12 protein-coding genes are annotated in these 16,342 nt (G+C 75.3%); 6 read left to right on the top strand and 6 right to left on the bottom strand.

Going from position 1 to position 16,342, the window contains the following annotated elements:
- Positions 1 to 60: 60 nt before the first annotated feature.
- From ACFZDL_RS09215 to ACFZDL_RS09200, 4 genes are all read left to right on the top strand, one after another.
- A complete protein-coding gene (locus ACFZDL_RS09215; protein WP_353589910.1) occupies positions 61 to 1,065 on the top strand; it encodes an NADPH:quinone oxidoreductase family protein in 1,005 nt (334 codons plus the stop codon).
- Positions 1,062 to 2,267 carry an acyl-CoA dehydrogenase family protein gene (locus tag ACFZDL_RS09210; RefSeq protein ID WP_353589909.1) on the top strand — a complete coding sequence of 402 codons (1,206 nt, stop codon included), beginning with the start codon at positions 1,062 to 1,064 and terminating at the stop codon, positions 2,265 to 2,267. Before ACFZDL_RS09215 ends, ACFZDL_RS09210 begins: the two co-directional genes overlap by 4 nt.
- On the top strand, positions 2,264 to 3,418 hold the full coding sequence (locus tag ACFZDL_RS09205; RefSeq protein WP_353589908.1) for an acyl-CoA dehydrogenase family protein: 1,155 nt from the start codon (positions 2,264 to 2,266) through the stop codon (positions 3,416 to 3,418). Before ACFZDL_RS09210 ends, ACFZDL_RS09205 begins: the two co-directional genes overlap by 4 nt.
- Positions 3,419 to 3,618: 200 nt before the next feature.
- The gene (locus ACFZDL_RS09200; RefSeq protein WP_311728743.1) at positions 3,619 to 3,813 is read left to right on the top strand and encodes a hypothetical protein; all 195 of its coding nucleotides are present in this window, start codon (positions 3,619 to 3,621) and stop codon (positions 3,811 to 3,813) included.
- A gap of 17 nt (positions 3,814 to 3,830) precedes the next feature.
- On the opposite strand, the gene ACFZDL_RS09195 is transcribed toward ACFZDL_RS09200, so the two are convergent.
- Positions 3,831 to 5,138 (bottom strand): phosphodiester glycosidase family protein, encoded by a 1,308-nt coding sequence (locus tag ACFZDL_RS09195; RefSeq protein WP_353589907.1) that lies wholly within the window; start codon positions 5,136 to 5,138, stop codon positions 3,831 to 3,833.
- 209 nt (positions 5,139 to 5,347) lie between these two features.
- Here ACFZDL_RS09195 and ACFZDL_RS09190 point away from each other — a divergent pair, with 209 nt between their 5' ends.
- Positions 5,348 to 6,208 (top strand): phosphatidylinositol-specific phospholipase C/glycerophosphodiester phosphodiesterase family protein, encoded by an 861-nt coding sequence (locus tag ACFZDL_RS09190; RefSeq protein WP_353589906.1) that lies wholly within the window; start codon positions 5,348 to 5,350, stop codon positions 6,206 to 6,208.
- A 140-nt stretch (positions 6,209 to 6,348) separates the two neighbouring features.
- Here ACFZDL_RS09190 and ACFZDL_RS09185 read toward each other — a convergent pair whose 3' ends face one another.
- Both ACFZDL_RS09185 and xylB read right to left on the bottom strand, forming a co-directional pair.
- Positions 6,349 to 7,575 (bottom strand): ROK family protein, encoded by a 1,227-nt coding sequence (locus tag ACFZDL_RS09185; protein WP_391190774.1) that lies wholly within the window; start codon positions 7,573 to 7,575, stop codon positions 6,349 to 6,351.
- 77 nt (positions 7,576 to 7,652) lie between these two features.
- Complete coding sequence (gene xylB / locus ACFZDL_RS09180) at positions 7,653 to 9,116, bottom strand: xylulokinase (RefSeq protein WP_353589905.1); 1,464 nt, start codon at positions 9,114 to 9,116, stop codon at positions 7,653 to 7,655.
- A gap of 137 nt (positions 9,117 to 9,253) precedes the next feature.
- Here xylB and xylA point away from each other — a divergent pair, with 137 nt between their 5' ends.
- A complete protein-coding gene (xylA, locus tag ACFZDL_RS09175; protein WP_353589904.1) occupies positions 9,254 to 10,426 on the top strand; it encodes a xylose isomerase in 1,173 nt (390 codons plus the stop codon).
- A gap of 97 nt (positions 10,427 to 10,523) precedes the next feature.
- Here xylA and ACFZDL_RS09170 read toward each other — a convergent pair whose 3' ends face one another.
- The 3 genes from ACFZDL_RS09170 to ACFZDL_RS09160 form a co-directional block, all read right to left on the bottom strand.
- Entirely contained in the window at positions 10,524 to 11,591 is a 1,068-nt protein-coding gene (locus ACFZDL_RS09170) for a pectinesterase family protein (protein ID WP_353589903.1), read from the bottom strand.
- 278 nt (positions 11,592 to 11,869) lie between these two features.
- Complete coding sequence (locus tag ACFZDL_RS09165) at positions 11,870 to 13,222, bottom strand: SWF or SNF family helicase (RefSeq protein WP_353589902.1); 1,353 nt, start codon at positions 13,220 to 13,222, stop codon at positions 11,870 to 11,872.
- The gene (locus ACFZDL_RS09160; RefSeq protein WP_353589901.1) at positions 13,219 to 16,287 is read right to left on the bottom strand and encodes a DEAD/DEAH box helicase; all 3,069 of its coding nucleotides are present in this window, start codon (positions 16,285 to 16,287) and stop codon (positions 13,219 to 13,221) included. Before ACFZDL_RS09160 ends, ACFZDL_RS09165 begins: the two co-directional genes overlap by 4 nt.
- Positions 16,288 to 16,342: the final 55 nt, after the last annotated feature.

Genomic DNA, 16,342 nt, shown 5'->3' with positions numbered 1-16,342 from the left:
TTAGTATGCGCTCGGCGCGGGGACCGCGCGCCGACCGACAGGGTGTGGGAGGCCACCGGTATGCAGGCATGGCGAGTGCACGAGACGGGCGAGCCGCGCGCGGTGATGCGCCTGGAAGAGGTGGCGGAGCCGGTCGCCGGGCCCGGACAGCTGCTGCTGCGGGTCAGGGCCGCCGACGTCAACTTCCCCGACGCCCTGCTGTGCCGCGGGCAGTACCAGGTGCGCCCGCCGCTGCCGTTCACCCCCGGCGTCGAGGTGTGCGGCGAGGTCCTGGCCGTCGGCGAGGGCGCCCCGGGCCGCCCGGGCGACCGCGTCATCGCCACCCCCGAGCTGCCCGTCGGCGGCTTCGCCGAGACCACGGTCGTCAGCGCCGCGGCCGCGCTGCCCGCACCCGAAGCGCTGGACGACGCGCAGGCCGCCGCGCTGCACATCGGCTACCAGACCGGATGGTTCGGCCTGCACCGCCGGGCCCGGCTGCAGCCCGGCGAGACGCTGCTCGTACACGCCGCCGCGGGCGGCGTCGGCAGCGCCGCCGTCCAGCTCGGCAAGGCCCACGGCGCGCGGGTGATCGGCGTCGTCGGCGGCGAGGACAAGGTCAAGGTGGCCCGGGAGCTCGGCTGCGACCTGGTCGTCGACCGGCGGCAGGAGGACTTCGTGGCGGCCGTCAAGGAGGCCACCGGCGGGCGGGGCGCCGATGTGATCTACGACCCGGTCGGCGGCGACGCGTTCGCCAAGTCGGTCAGGTGCGTGGCCTTCGAGGGCCGGATCGTGGTCGTCGGCTTCGCCAGCGGAGTGATCCCCCAGGCCGCCCTCAACCACGCCCTGGTCAAGAACTATGCCATCCTCGGCCTCCACTGGGGGCTGTACAACACCCACGACCCCGCCGCCGTCCGCGCCTGCCACGACGAACTGGCGCGGCTCGCCGCCCAGGGCGCGGTCAGCCCCCTGGTCAGCGAGCGGGTGCCGCTGGAGGGCGCCGCCGACGCCGTCCAGCGCGTCGCGGACGGCACCACCACCGGCCGCGTCGTGGTCGTCCCGGGGCAGAGCCAGAGGGAGGCGCGATGAGTACGGACACCGAACGGGCGCGGGTGACCGCCGAGGAGCTGCGCGACCGGGTCCGGCGGCTGCTCGCCGAGCACCCCGTGGCCACCACGGCCCGGCTGGACTTCCTGCGGGCCCGCTTCGACGCCGGACTCGCCTGGATCCACTACCCGGTGGGGCTCGGCGGCCTGGGCGCCCCCCGCACCCTGCAGTCCGTCGTGGACGCCGAGCTCGACGCCGCGGGCGCGCCCGACAACGACCCCCGCCGCATCGGCATCGGCCTCGGCATGGCCGCGCCCACCATCCTCGGCTTCGGCACCGACGAGCAGCGCACCCGCCTGCTGCGCCCCCTGTGGACCGGCGAGGAGGTGTGGTGCCAGCTGTTCAGCGAACCGGGAGCCGGCTCGGACCTCGCGGCCCTCGCCACCCGGGCCGTGCGCGACGGCGACACCTGGGTGGTCGACGGGCAGAAGGTCTGGACCTCCAGCGCACACCTCGCCCGCTGGGCGATCCTCATCGCCCGCACCGACCCGGACCTGCCCAAGCACCGCGGCATCAGCTACTTCATCTGCGATATGACCGACCCCGGCGTCGAGGTGCGCCCGCTGCGCCAGATCACCGGCGAGGCGGAGTTCAACGAGGTCTTCCTCACCGGTGTGCGCATCCCCGACAGCCGGCGCCTCGGCGAGGTCGGCGAGGGCTGGAAGGTCGCCCAGACCACCCTGATGAACGAGCGGGTCGCCATCGGCGGCGGCCGCGTCCCCCGCGAGGGCGGGATGATCGGCCGGGTCGCCGCAGCCTGGCGCGAGCGGCCCGAACTGCGCACCCACGATCTGCACCAGCGGCTGCTCGGGCTGTGGGTGGAGGCCGAGGCGGCCCGGCTGGCGGGCGAACGGCTGCGCCAGCAGCTCGCGATCGGCCAGCCCGGGCCCGAGGGCTCGGCGATGAAGCTCGCCTTCGCCCGCCTCAACCAGGAGATCAGCGGCCTGGAGGTGGAACTGCTGGGCGAGGAGGGCCTGCTGTACGACGACTGGACGCTGCGCCGCCCCGAACTCGTCGACTTCACCGGGCGCGAGGCCGGCTACCGGTATCTGCGCGCCAAGGGCAACTCCATCGAGGGCGGCACCTCCGAGGTGCTGCTCAACATCGTCGCCGAACGCGTCCTGGGCCTGCCGCCCGAGCCGCGGACCGACAAGGACCTCCCGTGGAAGGACCTGCCCCGATGAGCACCTTGGACCTGTCCTCCGCCGAGCCCGACCTGCTCTACTCCGAGGCCGAGGACGACCTGCGCGCCGCCGTGCGGTCGCTGCTCGCCGACCGCTGCCCGCCCTCCGCCGTGCTCGCAAAGACGGAGAGCCGCCGCCCGTACGACCCCGCGCTGTGGCGCTCGCTGGCCGTGGAGATGGGGGCGGCCGGGCTGTTGGTGCCCGACAAGCTGGGCGGCCAGGGCGCCACCGCGCGGGAGGCCGCGGTCGTGCTGGAGGAACTGGGCCGCTCCGTCGCCCCCGTTCCCTATCTCACCAGCGCCGTGCTCGCCGCCTCGGCCCTGTTGGGCTGCGACACCGACGAGGAGCAGGTGGCCCGGCTGCTCCGCGCGCTCGCCGAGGGGCGCGCGGTCGGCGCGCTCGCGCTGCCGCTGTCCACCGCGCCCGGCGGCGCGCCGCCCGCGACCGTCACCGCCCGCGCCGACGCCACCCTGAGCGGCCGGGCCGGCGGCGTGGCGGGCGCGGTCGGCGCGGATGTGCTGCTGGTTCCCGCCGAGGGCCCGGACGGATACGGGCTCTATGCCGTGGACACCGACGCCCCCGGCGTCACCGTCGAACCGCTGACCCCGCTCGACCTCACCCGGCCGCTCGCCGCGCTCCGCTTCGCCGATGCCCCGGCGCGCCGCCTCGCCGGGCCCGACCGCGCCCGGGCCGCCGTCGGCCGCGCCCTCATGGCGGGGGCCGGGCTGCTCGCCTCCGAGCAACTGGGTCTGGCCGAATGGTGCTTGGCGGAGACCGTACGGCACACCAAGGAGCGCCATCAGTTCGGCCGCCCCATTGGTTCGTTCCAGGCGCTCAAACACCGCATGGCCGGACTCTGGCTGGAGCTGGTCTCCGCCCGCGCCACGGCCCGGCACGCCGCGGACGCGCTCGCCGCGGACAGCCCCGAGACCCCCATCGCGGTGGCGGTCGCCCAGTCGTCCTGTGCGCGGGTCGCGGTGCACGCGGCAGAGGAGTGCGTGCAGTTGCACGGCGGGATCGGCATGACCTGGGAACACCCGGCGCATCTCTACCTCAAGCGGGCCAAGAGCGACGAGATCGCGCTGGGCACCCCGGGCCGCCACCGCGAGGCGCTGGCCGGGCTGGTGAATCTGCCCGCTCCCGTCGGCTGAGCGGCCCCGCTCCCGGTCGCCGCGCGCGGCGCGTCGCGCGGCCCGGGGGCGGCCGGGGTGTGCCGTCCGGGTGCGGCCGGGGCGTTCGCACCCGTGATCGGCACTCGTATGGAGCACCGCGATGGCGCGGGTCAAGGGCATAACTGGGCGAAACTGGCGGCCGGATCCCGATCCTCATGAAGCGCCTGAGGAGGCTCGCCATGGCCATTTCGATCTCCGTGGTCCTACTGCTGCTGATTCTGGCGGTGGTCTTCCTGCGGAGCGGAGGGCTGCGTGTATCCCATGCGCTGGTCTGCGTCACGCTGGGCTTCTACCTGGCCAGCAGCAGCATCGCGCCGACCATCTCCGAGGGGCTGGCGGCGACCGCGGACGTGGTCAGCAGCGTCCGGCCCTGAGCGGCGGGTCGCGCGGCTCAGCGGCGGTCGTCCGGCCGGGACCGTAGCCCGGGCGCAGGGCGGCTGAACACCCCGATCCCATTGGGGACCAGCCGCTCGGTGCCGCCCGAGGGATGGTTGAGCACGGTCAACCGCCCGCTGTCCGCCTCCCGCGCCACGAGCGTGGAGGAGCCGCCGCCGTCGAGGTTGAACACATCGTCGGCGCCGAGTGCGAGCATCGCATCCGCGAGCTCGCTGAGGGTCAGCCCCGCGCGGTAGGTCATCTCGCCGTCGAGCACCAGCAGATACAGCAGATGCCCGCCGTCGCCGATGCCCGCGGCCGTGCGCACCGCCCCGGTGAGCGGGTCGAGCCCGTCGAGCCGGTGGCGGTCGCGGACGATCGGAAAGCCGCCGAGCGCGAAGTCGAACCGTGGGCCGTGCGTGTCGCGCAGCCCGTAGTCGAAGCTCACCGGGTCGCCCACCCGCAGCTCGCGCAGCGCCCGCGCCCCCGCCTCCCGCCCCACCAGGACGAACGTGCCGGGCGCGATCGGGCCCTTGCCGGGGGTGACCGCCCGCCGGACGACCCGGCCCTCCTGCACGGTCACCTCGAAGGTCTCCGCGCTGCAGGGCGCCGAGCGGGCGGTGTCCACGCCGCAGGTGGCCCGCACCCGGGACGCGCCGCCCCAGTCGGAGGTGTACGCCCCGATGCCGTCCACGGCCACCGCGTACTGGTTCAGCCCGCGCAGCGGCCGGGTGCCCCGCCCCTCCGCCGTCACCGTGCCGCGCAGCGCCAGCCGGCCCATCCGGGCGATCCGGTCGGCGCCGACCCCGACGACGTCCTCGGTCGAGGTGTCGGGCGGCGCCGCCGGGCCGAACCGCTGGCCCTGGGGCACCGCCGACTTGAGCGGCAGCCCGCCCGTGACCTCCGGGCCCACCGCGGCGCCCGTCGCGTCCACACCGGGGTGCTGGGTCTCGGTGATGTCGAAGAAGTCGCCGTTCACGGCGGCGATCGCGGAGCGCTCCGCGGCCATCGCGGAGACCCGGGCGCGCGAGGCGACCGCGTCGGGGTGGAGCAGATCGAGCGAGACCCCCGGCTCCCGCAGATCGACGGTGAGCAGATGGCCCAGCGCCGTGCCGTGCGAGGTGGCCAGAGTGAACTGGCGGTACTCCACACCGGGCGCCGGCGCGGTGCGCTCCAGATAGTGCGGCGCGGCGCGGAGCGCGGGCGCGGAACCCGCCCCGGCCGGGCCCGCGCCGGCCAGGACGCCCCAGGCGAGGGCCACCGCGACCGCCGCGCGCGCCCACCTGGACGCACGCGTCCGCCTGGCTCCCGCGCGTCTGCTCACCGCCACGGCACACCTCCCGTCAACCTCCGGCCCCGGCCCACCGCTTCGGGGCGCGCCGCGCGTCCCGTGGGAACGGCACGGAAATGGCCGGAGACCACCCGCGGAACTCTTCGCACGCCCCTGCCCAACCGGCCCACGGCGCCCCGATACTCACTGGCGTCCGTCGTGCACCCCCGGCCCCGCGCCGGGACAAGAGCCGGGAGGCCCCCATGGTCCGCCGTACGCGCCGCGCCTTTGTCGTCACCCTCGGAGCAGCTGTGGCGGGCGTGACAGCCGCCCCCGCCTACGCGGGTTCGGGCTCCGGCAGGGGCAAGCCGCCGCTGGCCAGAGCCCACGCCCACAACGACTACGAGCACCCGCGTCCGCTCACCGACGCGCTCTCCCACGGCTTCGGGAGCGTCGAGGCCGACATCTGGCTGGTGGACGGCGAGTTGCTGGTCGCCCATGACGCGGAAGACCTCGACCCCACCCGCACCCTGGAGTCGCTCTACCTCGACCCGCTGGCCCGGCGCGTCAAGCAGAACGGCGGCCGGGTCTACCGCGGCCACGACCTGACGCTGCAGCTGCTCATCGACATCAAGACCGCGGGCGAGCCCACCTACCTCGAACTCGCCAAGCGTCTGCGCCCCTACCACTCGATGCTGTCCAGCGCCCATGGCGGCGTCGGCGGCCGGGTGCGCCGCTCCGCGGTGACCGCCGTCATCTCGGGCGACCGCGGCGCGCGGGCCCCCATGGAGGCCGAACGGCTGCGCCACGCCTTCTACGACGGGCGCCTGGAGGACCTGGGCAGCGGTGTGCCCGCCTCCTTCATCCCGCTCATCAGCAGCAACTGGACGCAGAGCTTCAGCTGGCTGGGCGCCGGTCAGATGCCGTCGGGCGAGCGGGAGAAGCTGCGTCAGATCGTGGGCTCGGCGCACGCGAACGGCCAGCGCGTCCGCTTCTGGGCCACCCCCGACGTGGCGGGCGCGGAGCGCGAGGCGCTGTGGCGCGAACTCCTGGCCGCCGACGTCGACTACATCAACACCGACGACCTGGCGGGTCTGGAGAACTTCCTGCGCGGCGCTCACTGACCCGCCCCGCTGGCTCACGGCAGTCACTGGCAAATCGTATGATCGCTACACGCGCCTCCCCGTGAGGCGCGTGTCGGCCAGTCGGGCGACAGCACTCACGACACGCCGAGGCAGCCGGGCCCCAGGCCCTCGGGCACGCCTTACGCGCCGCCCTCCCTCAGCGCCGCCGGGTCGTCCAGGATCGCCTGGACCACCGAGCCCGCCGCGCCCAGCACCGGCCCGTCGGAACCCAGCCGGGAGACGGACACCACGTCCTGGCCCGGCCGGGCCGGGTCGGTGAGCCGCCGCGCCAGCTCCCGCTCCAGGGCGGGCAGCAGCCAGGGCGCCAGCGGGGTGAGCGCCCCGCCCAGCACCACCTTCTGCGGGTCGAGCAGATTCACCGTGCCCGCCAGGGCGATGCCCAGCGCCGAGCCCGCACCCCGCAGCGCGCGCCGCACCTTCTGATCGCCGTCCGCCGCCCGCCGGGCCAGCAGGGCGACCCGGCTCCCGGGCGGCCGGTGCTCGGCGGCCTGCTCCGCATGGACGCCCCCGGCCCGCAGCACGGCCTCCTCGCCCGCGTACTGCTCCAGACAGCCGCGCCCGCCGCACGCGCACTCGGGGCCCTCGGGCCGCACCGGCACATGGCCCAGCTCGCCCGCGAACCCATGCGTCCCGCGCAGCAGCCGCCCGTCGATCACCACGGCGGCACCGATGCCGATCTCGGCCGAGACATGGACGAAGTCGCGCGGCGCGGGGTCGTGCCCGCCGAGCCACAGCTCCGCGAGCGCGCCCAGGTTGGCCTCGTTGTCGACGGTGAGGGGGAGGCCCGGCAGGGCCTCGCGCAGCGCCGGGCCCACATCCACCCCCTCCCAGCCGAGGTTCGGCGCCCGCACCACGACACAGGACTCGCGCGCCACCAGCCCCGGCACCGCCACCGCGAGCCCCGCCGGCCGCAGCCCCTCGCCCTCCGCCTCCGCCGCGACACGCCGTACGAGCTCGGAGAGCCGCCCGAGCACGGGGCCAGGCGCGCCGTCCCGGTTCGCCGACTCGACCTGGGCCCGCACCCGCACCCGTCTGCCGAGGTCCATCGCGCACACCGCCAGGTGGTCCACGCCTATCTCCGCGCCAAGACCGGCCGGTCCGCGCTCGTTGAGCTGCAGCGCGCTGCCGGGGCGGCCGACCGTGCCCGGCCGGGACGGCCCGAGCTCCACCAGCAGCGCGTCCCGGGCCAGTTCGTCGACGAGGGTCGAGACGGCGGCCCGGGTCAGCCCGATCCGGGCCGCGACGGCGGCGCGGGACAGCGGACCGTGCGCGGCCACGGCGTGCAGTACGAGGGAGAGGTTGCGTCTGCGCATCGCCTGCTGAGTGTTGGGCAGTGGCGCTGCCACCTGACGGTCTCCTGTCTGTCCTGTGGGTCCCGACGGTCCTGGACCCCCGCCGTACCTCCGCGGCCCGGCCCCCGACCTTACGGCGTGGACCCGCGCAGCAACGCGTCGGCATCGGACAGGACCCCGCCCAGGCGCTCCAGCGCCACCGCGTCGCGCTCCACCGGCTCGTACGAGGGCCCCTCCGCCGTCTGCCAGCGCCGGGCCACCGCCGCCGGGTCCTCGCCCAGCAGCAGGCCCGCGGCCTGGGCGGCGGCACCGAGCGCGACCAGCTCCTCGGCCCGGGGCACCTGGACGGGCCGGCCGCTGAGGCGGCGCACCGTCTCGCGCCACGCCGCGCCCTTGGCGCCGCCGCCGATGAGCAGCAGCGGGGCGTCGGGCGCGGCGTCCGCGTCCAGGACCCGGTCGAGCGCGGTGAGCAACGCGAACACGGCCCCGTCGTAGGCCGCCTGGAGCAGCTGGCCCGGCGTCGTGTCATGGCGCAGCCCGTACAGCAGCCCGGAGGCGAGCGGCAGGTCGGGGGTGCGCTCGCCGTCGAGGAACGGCAGCAGAACGGCCGAGCCGCCCCGCTCCACCGCCTCGCGGTCGCGGCCGAGCAGGGCGGCGATCCGGTCCACGGCCAGCGTGCAGTTGAGCGTGCAGGCCAGCGGCAGCCAGGCGTCGCGCGCGTCCGCGAACCCCGCGACCACCCCCGTGGGGTCGGCGGGCCGGCGCGCCGAGACGGCGTAGACCGTGCCGGAGGTGCCCAGGCTCAGCACGGGCTGCCCCGGCCGCAGCCCGAGGCCGAGGGCCGCCGCCATGTTGTCGCCCGTGCCGGTGGCCACCAGGGCGCCGTCGGGCAGCGGCAGATCCGGGAGGTGCCGCACGGTCCCGGCCGCCTCCCCGTGCCGCAGCACGCGCGGCAGCTGATCGGGGGAGAGGCCGACGCGCTCCAGGATCTCCGCGTCGTACGACTCGCTCGCCGACGCCCACCAGCCGGTGCCGGAGGCGTCGCCGCGGTCGGTCGTGCCCTGGCCGGTGAGGCGTTCGGTGAGGTAGTCGTGGGGGAGTCGTACGGCGGCGGTGGCCCGCGCGGCCTCGGGCTCGGTCTCCTTCAGCCATGCCCACTTGGTGACGGTGAAGGCCGGCGCGGGCACGCTGCCGACCCGTTCCGCCCACACCTTGGGCCCGCCCAGCTCCTCGACCAGGCGATCGCGCTGCGGGGCCGAGCGAACGTCGTTCCACAGCAGCGCCGGGCGCACCGGGCGCCCCGCGGCGTCCAGCGTGACCAGGCCGTGCTGCTGGCCGCCGACCGAGACCGCGGCGGCCTGCCGGGCATGCGCCCCGCACTGGCCGAGCGCTTCGGCCAGCGCCCGCCACCACTGCTCCGGGTCGCTCTCCTTGCCGTCACCCCCCGCCCCGCCGCCTACGGTGTGCGGCGCCTGGCCGCGCGCGACGACCTGGCCGGTCGCGGCGTCGACGACCAGCGCCTTGGTGGACTGCGTGGAGCTGTCCACGCCGACCACCAGCGGTCCCTCGGGCACGGGCACGGCTGCTGCTGCCATCGCGCTCTCCCTTTCACGTCCCTGTGTACGGCTGGTCAGCGTGCGGCTGACCGGTCACCGGCTGAGTGGGGGCTTCCCCGGAATGCTCGTGCATACTAATTTGTAAAGCGCCATGACGAAATAGGCGAGGGAGCCGCATGAGCTACAACCCCACCCCCGAGGACAAGTTCACCTTCGGTCTGTGGACGGTCGGCTGGCAGGGCAGGGACCCCTTCGGGGACGCCACCCGCCCGGCGCTCGACCCCGTCGAGTCCGTGACGCGGCTCGCCGAGCTCGGCGCGTACGGCGTAACGTTCCACGACGACGACCTGATCCCCTTCGGCGCCTCCGGGACCGAGCGCGAATCACACATCAAGCGCTTCCGGCAGGCCCTGGACGCCACGGGCATGACCGTGCCCATGGCCACCACCAACCTCTTCACCCACCCCGTCTTCAAGGACGGCGCGTTCACCGCCAACGACCGGGATGTGCGCCGCTACGCGCTGCGCAAGACCATCCGCAACATCGACCTCGCCGTCGAGCTCGGCGCCAAGACCTATGTGGCCTGGGGCGGGCGCGAGGGCGCCGAGTCCGGCGCCGCCAAGGACGTGCGCGCCGCCCTCGACCGGATGAAGGAGGCCTTCGACCTGCTCGGCGCCTATGTCACCGAGCAGGGCTACGACCTGCGGTTCGCCATCGAGCCCAAGCCCAACGAGCCGCGCGGCGACATCCTCCTGCCGACCGTCGGCCACGCGCTCGCCTTTATCGAGCGGCTGGAGCGGCCCGAGCTGTTCGGCGTCAACCCCGAGGTCGGCCATGAGCAGATGGCCGGGCTGAACTTCCCGCACGGCATCGCCCAGGCGCTGTGGGCCGGCAAGCTCTTCCACATCGACCTCAACGGCCAGTCCGGCATCAAGTACGACCAGGACCTGCGCTTCGGGGCGGGCGATCTGCGGGCCGCCTTCTGGCTCGTCGACCTCCTGGAGACGGCCGGCTACCAGGGCCCGCGCCACTTCGACTTCAAGCCGCCGCGCACCGAGGACATCGCGGGCGTCTGGGCGTCCGCGGCCGGGTGCATGCGCAACTACCTCATCCTCAAGGAGCGCGCCGCCGCCTTCCGCGCCGACCCGGAGGTCCAGGAGGCGCTGCGCGCCTCGCGCCTGGACGAACTGGCGCTCCCGACGCTCGGCGAGGGGGAGACCCTGGCCGGTCTGCTCGCGGACCGCGCCGCGTTCGAGGAGTTCGACGTCACGGCCGCGGCGGAGCGCGGCATGGCCTTCGAACGCCTGGACCAGCTGGCGATGGACCACCTGCTGGGCGCCCGCGGCTGAGCGCGTCCGGTGGCCGGCCCGCGTGGTGAGGGCGCGGGCCGGCCGCCGGTCCAGCCCCCCGACGGGACCGGCGGCCGGGGTCCATGGGACCGGCGCGTCAGGGCGTCCAGTCGCCCAGCCAGTCCGCGATCTCGTAGTTCGCTGCCTGGGAGTCGCTCAGCTGCGGCCGGTCGGTGCTCGCCGACCCCGAACCCGCGCCGCTGTTCCTGTACTCGGCGAACCGGTCGTCCTTCCAGGAGAAGCCGCTCATATCGGTCCACGGGGTGGTCCGGATCGCGGCGCTCAGGGAGGTGTTGCGGACGATGGCCTGCGGGTCCAGGCTCGCGTCGCCGCCCGCGTGCCAGGGGCGGCCGAGGTAGTGGCTGCGGTCGCTGACATCGCCGGTGATGTTGCTGTTGATGATCAGGAAGCCGTGCTTGCCCGCCGCGGTCGAGGGCGCGGCCACATATCCGGCCGAGCTGCCGTCGTACCGCTTGACCAGCCGTATCGTCGACTTGTTGATGACGGCGGAGGCCCGGCCGAAGATGAAGTCGACATTGCCCTGGATCCAGGCGTTGTTGACGTACACCCGGCCGACCTTGTCCTTGCTCGCCGAGTCCAGCAGCAGGGTGTCCTGGTCGCCCAGGGCCCCGATGTTGTCCAGGACGATCTTGTCGCCCGCGGTGCGCAGCGCCACCGCCTGCTTGTCGGTGATGCTGGTGTTCGCCTCGTTGAAGTCGTTGACGAACTGCAGATTGCGGGCCTGGAAGTCGTCCGCCTCGACGGCGAAGGTCGCGCTCCCGCTGGTGCCGTAGGTTCCGCCGCCGGGCTTGGGGGTGCCAGAGGCGTTGTTGTAGACGATGGTCACGTCGTTCTTGCTGCTGGTGGTGGACACCAGCCGGATGTGCGGCTTGTTGCTAGGGATCTTCACGGTCTCGCGGTACGTGCCGGGCTTGACGGAGATGGTGACGGCGGAGGAGTTGTTCGCCGGCACCGCGTTGACCGCGGCCTGCACGGTGGTGTAGTTGCCGCTGCCGTCCTTCGCGACGACGATCGTCGCCGCCGCCTCGGCCTGCGCCGCGGGTGCGCCCGCGGCGACCAGCACGGCACCCGTGGCCAGGGCGAGAGGGGCGCCGACGAGCGGTCCAGTGAGGCGCCGCCGGGGGCGCCGGTCCGTTGTGGACATGGGGGTGACTCCGTCCCGTGGAGACGTGCCGGACATGCTGATGCCCTGGGGTTGCCGCGCGGAGCGGAAAGGTTGCCGGGTGGGGTCGGCCGGTCGGGGCCCGGGGCCGGTTTCGCCAGGTGAGCCCTGAGGGCGTCGCGCCCGCGCCGCGCCGCGTCGTGGAACGCGCGGCGCTGCCTGGCCGGTGACCGCAGGGCGCTGCGCGGCGGGGCCGGGCCGGAGAGGGCCGGCCAACGGTGGCCGCTGCCCGGGGACAGCGGCCGCCGCGAGCGGCACGGTCAGCCCGTGCCCCCGGAACCCTCCGTACTCGTCACCGCCCCGGGCAGCGGCACCGCTTCCAGGGTCGCCAGCGCCGCCGCCGGGTCGTGGTGCGGTGGTCCGGCCGGCCACCAGCGGCCGCGTTCCTTGCGGTACGGCCACCAGCGCCCGTCCCGGCCGTAGCGCAGCTGCACCTCCGCGCCGACCACCGTCCAGCCGTGGCCCGCCTCCCGCAGCCGCGGCGCCCGCTCCTCGCCCTCCCAGGCGGCGGCGAGCGAGGCGCGCGCACGCATGAGCGCCTCGTCGGCCGGGGCCCACCGCTCCTCCAGGACGGCGAGCCCGGCAGGCCCGCCGTGCTCCCAGGCGCGGACGGCCCGCGCCAGTTCGCCCAGGTCGCGGCCGCAGCCCGAGGCGAGGCGGTCGGCTATGCCGGCCGGAGGGGCGGCGGCGGCCAGCCGCACCGCGTCCTGCCAGGGGGTGAGCGCGGTCGGCAGCGGAGCCGAGGCGTGGCCGGGCGCCAGCGCCTCGGCCAGCAGCCGCTGGGCGCGCACCGCGGCGTCCGCCGCCAGGAACTCCAGCGCCGCGACGTCCAGCCCCGGGGCCGGATCGCTGCCGCCGCTCAGCACCGGCGGCCGACCGGGCTCGGCCACGGCCGGCGGGGGCGCGGGCAGCGGCGGCCGGGAGGCGGCCGCGGCGAACGCCTCCTGGGCCGGCACCCCCTCCGGGGCGTGGCCGGCGGCCTCCTCCTCGCCGTCCGGGGCGCGCCGCCCGGCGGCGCGCGCCACGCTGCGCACCTGGAGCTCGTCCAAGAGCTCGCGCTCCCCGCGGCCGCGCATCAGCAGCAGCACGAACGGGTCCTCGTCCAGCAGCCGGGCGACCTGGTAGCACAGCGCGGCGGTGTGCGGGCAGTGGTCCCAGGCCTCGCATCCGCACTGCGGCTCCAGATCGCCGATGCCCGGGAGCAGTTCGACGCCCGCGGCCGCCGCGTCCTCGGCGAGCTGCGGGGGCATGTCCCGGTCGAGCAGGGCGGCGATATGCCCGGCCCGGTCGGCGACCACGTCCAGCAGCCGTTCCCACTCGGCGGCGGTCAACTCCTGCAGCAGCACATCGGAGCGGTGGGGCGTACGGTCGCGATCCCGCACCACCGCCGTGATCCGGCCCGGCCGTACGCACACCGCCCCGACCGCGCCCTCGCGCGCGTGCTTGCGCCCACGCCCCAGCTGCTGCCCGTCGAGCGCCGTGTCCTCGAGCGCCTTGAGCCACGCCCGGCCCCACCAGGTGCGGGCGAAGCCGCGGCCGTGGGCGGGCGGCAGGGCCTCGAAGGTGCGCTCGCGCCCGGCGTGCCCCGTCCGGACGTCCCCCGCGTCGCTCATCGCTCGGTCCCCCTCAACTCCACGAGCTGTGCCAGCTCGGCATCGGTCAGTTCGGTCAGCGCCGCTTCCCCCGCGCCGAGCACCGCGTCGGCCAGCTCCCGCTTGCGCTCGAGCATCGCGGCGATCCGGTCCTCCACCGTGCCCTCGGCGATCAGCCGGTGCACCTGGACCGGCTGGGTCTGCCCGATCCGGTACGCGCGGTCGGTGGCCTGCGCCTCCACGGCCGGGTTCCACCAGCGGTCGTAGTGCACGACATGCCCGGCCCGGGTGAGGTTCAGGCCGGTGCCCGCCGCCTTCAAGGACAGCAGGAACACGGGCACTTCGCCCTGCTGGAAGCGGTCCACGAGCTCCTGACGGCGCGCGACCGGCGTGCCGCCGTGCAGCAGCTGCGCGGCGATGCCGCGTGCCGCCAGGTGGTCCTGGAGAAGGCGCGCCATCTGGACGTACTGCGTGAAGACGAGGACGCTCGCGTCCTCGGCGAGGATGGTGTCCAGCAGCTCGTCCAGCAACTCCAGCTTCCCCGACCGGCCGGGGATGACGGGCCGGTCCTCCTTCAGATACTGCGCGGGGTGGTTGCAGATCTGCTTCAGGCCGGTGAGGAGCTTGACGATGAGCCCGCGCCGGGCCAGCCCGTCGGAGCCGGAGATCTCGGCGAGCATCTCGCGCACCACCGCCTCGTACAGCCCGGCCTGCTCCTTGGTGAGCGACACGGCGCGGTCCGTCTCGGTCTTCGGCGGGAGCTCGGGGGCGATGCCCGGGTCCGACTTGCGGCGCCTGAGCAGGAACGGGCGGACGAGCTTCGCCAGGCGCTCGGCGGCGGCCGGGTCGCTTCCGCTCTCGACGGCCTGGGCGTAGTGGGCGCGGAACCACCCGAGGCCGCCGAGCAGCCCGGGCGTCGTCCAGTCGAAGATCGCCCACAGCTCGGAGAGGTTGTTCTCGATCGGGGTGCCGGTGAGCGCGACGCGCGCCTTGGCTCCGATGGTGCGCAGCTGCTTGGCGGTCGCCGAGTACGGGTTCTTGACGTGCTGCGCCTCGTCGGCGACCACCAGACCCCAGCCCTTGGGCACCGCCTCGGCCAGCCGTAGCGCGTCGAGCCGCATCGTCCCGTACGTGGTGAGGACGAACTCCCCGTCCGCCAGATCCTCCAGGGTGCGCGCGGCGCCGTGGAAGCGGCGCACCGGCGTGCCGGGCGCGAACCGTTCGATCTCGCGCTGCCAGTTCCCGAGCAGGGAGGCGGGCGCGACCACGAGGGTGGGGCCGGCGGCCTCGGGGACGGTCTGGCGGTGGAGGTGGAGGGCGATCAGGGTGATGGTCTTGCCGAGACCCATGTCGTCGGCGAGCGTGCCCCCGAGGCCGAGCGAGGTCATCCGGTCCAGCCAGCCCAGGCCCCGCAGCTGGTAGTCGCGCAGAGTGGCCGCCAAGTCCGCGGGCTGGGCGACGGGCTCGTGCCGCGGGCCTTCGGGGTCGGCGAGGCGGTCCCGCAGCGTGGCCAGCCAGCCGGCGGCCCGCACCTCGACGCCGGTGCCCTCGGCCTCGGTCCGGCCGGTCAGGACGGCGCCGAGCGCGTCGGCGGTGGTGATGTCGCGGTCCTCGCGGCCGCGGGCCCGGCGGATCGCCTCCGGGTCGATGACGACCCATTGGTCGCGCAGCCGCACCACCGGGCGGGCGGCCTCGGCGAGCCGGTCCAGCTCCGCCCGGGTGAGCTCCTGGTCGCCGACGGCGAACCGCCAGCTGAAGCGGAGCAGTGCGTCGGCCGACAGATAGGAGGGCATCGCGGAGCCGGCCGGGCCCGGCCCCTCGTCGTCGGCACCGCCGCGCGGGCCGACGACGGCACGCGCGGTCAGCCCCCGCGCCAGCTCCTTCGGCCAGTGGACCTGGACTCCCGCGGCGTCCAGCGCCTCGGCCGCCGGGCCGAGCAGTTCGACGACCTCCTCGTCGGCGAGTTCGAGTGCTTCGGGCACCGCGGCCGACAGCAGCGGCGCGAGCGGCGTCCACGCGCGGGCGGCCCGTCGCAGTGTCAGCAGCGCGTCCATACGGGCGCGCGGGCCCAGGGCCGCGGCGGCGGCCGAGGTGCCCGCCCACACGTCGGCGGCGTCCGCCAGCAGGGCCGGGTCGGCCAGGCTGTGGAGTTGGAGGACGGCGCGGAAGCGGGGACCGGAGGGAGTCTTCCCGTTTTCGCCGCCGCTGCGGTTGTCGTTGTCGATGTCGTGGTGACGGCGGGGGCCGTGGCGATGGCGGTCATCGCCGGTGTGCTCCCCGTCGCCGGTGAGGTCATGGCCGCCGGTGAGGCCACCGTCCAGCAGCTCGATCCGCAGCGACAGCCGGACGCCGGCGTCGTGCCCGGCGGCGAGATCCGCCGCCCAGGCCCGCTGCTCGGGCAGGCGCCGCGGTTCGGCCCCGGCGAAGGCGGGGCCGCCGGCGGCCAGCGCCGCCGCGGGCGAGCGCGGCAGCCCGTCAGCGACCGCGTCGAGGAACGCGCGGACGTGCCGCTCCGGCTCCGGCAGGCGCACCGGATCGGTGCCGGGCAGGGGCACGGCGTGCGCGGCCGGGGGCATGGCGGCGGCCAGGTCACGGACCCGCCGCAGATCCTCGTCGGCGAGCGGGCCGACGCGCCAGGCGTCGTGGTCGGTGGCGGTGAGCCCGGGCAGCAGCCGTCCGCGGGCGGCGAGCTGGAGGGCGAGCACCGCGGCGGCGCCCCAGAAGGCCGCCGTGGGATCGGCCTGGGTGGAGGGGGGGTGCGCGGCGCGTGCCCGGGCGCGGGTGAGCACCGGAAGCGCCTCGGCCAGGGGCAGGACGAGGGCCCGTACGGCGCGGGTACGGACGCCCGGGCCCCCGTCGTCGTCCCTGTCGTCCCCGGCTGCCCCGGCGTCCCCGTCTTTCCCGGTGGAAAGGGCCGGGACCACGACGGTGATCTCTTCGGTGCTACCCGGCCCGGTGGGTTCCGGGCCGTCCGGCCGCCAGAAGGCGACGCGTCCGGTCCGCGCGGGGTCGGCGGGGAGGAAGACGGTGGTACAGCGGCTGAGTTCGGCGATCTCGGAGGGCGTTGCCACGGTGGGTGGTGTCACGGAGCTGACGCATTCCTCAAATTTGACTAGTGGGAGCCGCCGAGGGTACCGGACG

Source organism: Streptomyces sp. NPDC007917, assembly GCF_042959105.1.
GTDB lineage: Bacteria > Actinomycetota > Actinomycetes > Streptomycetales > Streptomycetaceae > Streptomyces.
The sequence above is the reverse complement of the archived record's forward strand: the minus strand, read 5'-3'. Positions and strand labels throughout refer to the sequence as shown.